Origin of the sequence: Parvibaculum sp. (genome assembly GCF_035325945.1) — a bacterium.
Taxonomy (GTDB): Bacteria; Pseudomonadota; Alphaproteobacteria; order Parvibaculales; family Parvibaculaceae; genus Parvibaculum.
This window is the reverse complement of the sequence record NZ_DAOKYX010000029.1, coordinates 1-1755: the sequence shown is the minus strand read 5'-3', so window position 1 is coordinate 1755 and position 1755 is coordinate 1. Positions and strand designations below refer to the sequence as shown.

Sequence of the window (1755 nt, the reverse complement as noted above, 5' to 3'; positions counted from 1 at the left end):
GTCGCGCCGAGATTGCCGAGCGTGACCGCCCCGCTACCGCCATTGATCGCCAGCGACTGGCCGCCCGCCGTCGTGCCATCGATGGCGCCTGCCGTCACGGCGCCGTTCAGCACCGTATCGGAGAGCAGCGTCGTCGCGGCATTGAGCAGGAAACCGCCCGCCGCCGTTACGGTACCGCCGATCGCCGTTGCGACATTGGTCGTCAGGCTGTCGAGCGTCGAACCGTCGAAGGCCAGATTGCGCGAGGCGCCATCGACCACGACGTCTTCATTATAGGTACCCGCGTCGACATTGACCGTATCGCCGGCAACAGAGGACTGAACAGCCGCATTGACTGACAAAGCGCCGCCGCCCGTAGCATGACCGACATAGAAGGCATTGTTACCTTCAACGTCCTTGTTGGCTTCCGCATAACCTTGAACCGTGGCGCCGGTCAGGCCGTAGCGCGTATTGAATGCATCGCCAATGTCATAGGCGCCCTGCTTCAGCTTCTGGAAGAACGTGTAGTCACCGTCAGTTCCACCTGTGGCGATCTTGGCGACATAGGCGATGCCCTGGCCGGCCAGATCAATCACACCAAAGTCATTTGTTGCTGACTGATCCTGAGCATAGATGCCATTGGCTTCATCGAACGTATTGGTACCGTCGACGCGGATATCCGTCACCTGCTGATCGTAGGCCTTGTTGGTCTGATAGAGAGCCAGACCGCCCCAGGCATTGTTCGACGTGGTCGAATTGGTGATCGTGACGTCCGCCGAGTCGGTCAGCGCGATGCCATTGCCATTGGTCGTGTTCCTGACCGTCACATGATCGATCGTCGCGCCGTTGACACCATTGAGATCGAGCCCGGTCTTCTTCGAACCGTTGATCGTCACATGGTCGATAGCGAAGTTCAGGAGACGGTCGGATGCGGCACCCGTGCTCGGCCCCACCTTGATGCCATAGAGACCCGAAGCCGGACCGTTGAGCGTAAAGGAGGACAGCGTCACATCGTCGGCATTCACCAGGAGCCCGTAACCGGTCGCGTTCGAGGTGATGTTCGTCAAACCTTCGCCAGCGCCATCCAGCGTCAGACCACTCTTGTTGATATTGAGTGTCGAAGCCAGCGTGTAGTTGCCTGCAGCGAGGTTGAGATCGCCGTCCGTGCCGGCGAGATCGACGGCACCCTGCAACGCACCACCCGCGATGTTGACGCTATTGCGCGCCGCATTCAGGTCGCTTGCCGATGCGCCGTAGAGCACCATGGCATTGCCGCTGGCGCCGATGTCGAAAGTGTTATCGGTGAAGGTGTTGGCGCTCTTGAGCAGGCCGACGCCTTCCACCGACGCCGTCACATTGTTGTTCGAAACGGTGTTTCCGGTGTTCTGCAGGCTGATGCCATAAGCGGTATCGATCGTGTTGCCGCTGATCGTTGCATTGCCGGCAGCGTATTGCGTGGTCGTTTGAACGCCGGTCAACGTGCCGTTGATCGTGTTGCCGCTCACGGTCACATCTCGACCCGAGATCGAGACGCCCACACCGCCGCCATCGCCGTTGACGGTGAAGCCGGTCAGCTTTGTGCCGTCGGCACGCAGATCAATGATACGGCCCGTCATCCCCGTGCCATCGATGACAGCACCGTCGGCACTCTGGATCGTCAAATCAGATGCGCCGCCGAACGACGTTCCGAAGGCTCCATAGGTGCCCGCGAGGACATTGATCGTCGCGCCGTTCGAGGCCGCGTTGATCGCATTATTGATCGACAGGGCGACCGTG

Annotated in this window: 1 protein-coding gene; it reads right to left on the bottom strand. The window is 60.2% G+C overall.

The annotated features are described in order from the left end of the window. The coding region (locus PKA57_RS12350; RefSeq protein WP_324301028.1) for a right-handed parallel beta-helix repeat-containing protein at positions 1-1755 on the bottom strand (1755 nt) is incomplete at both ends.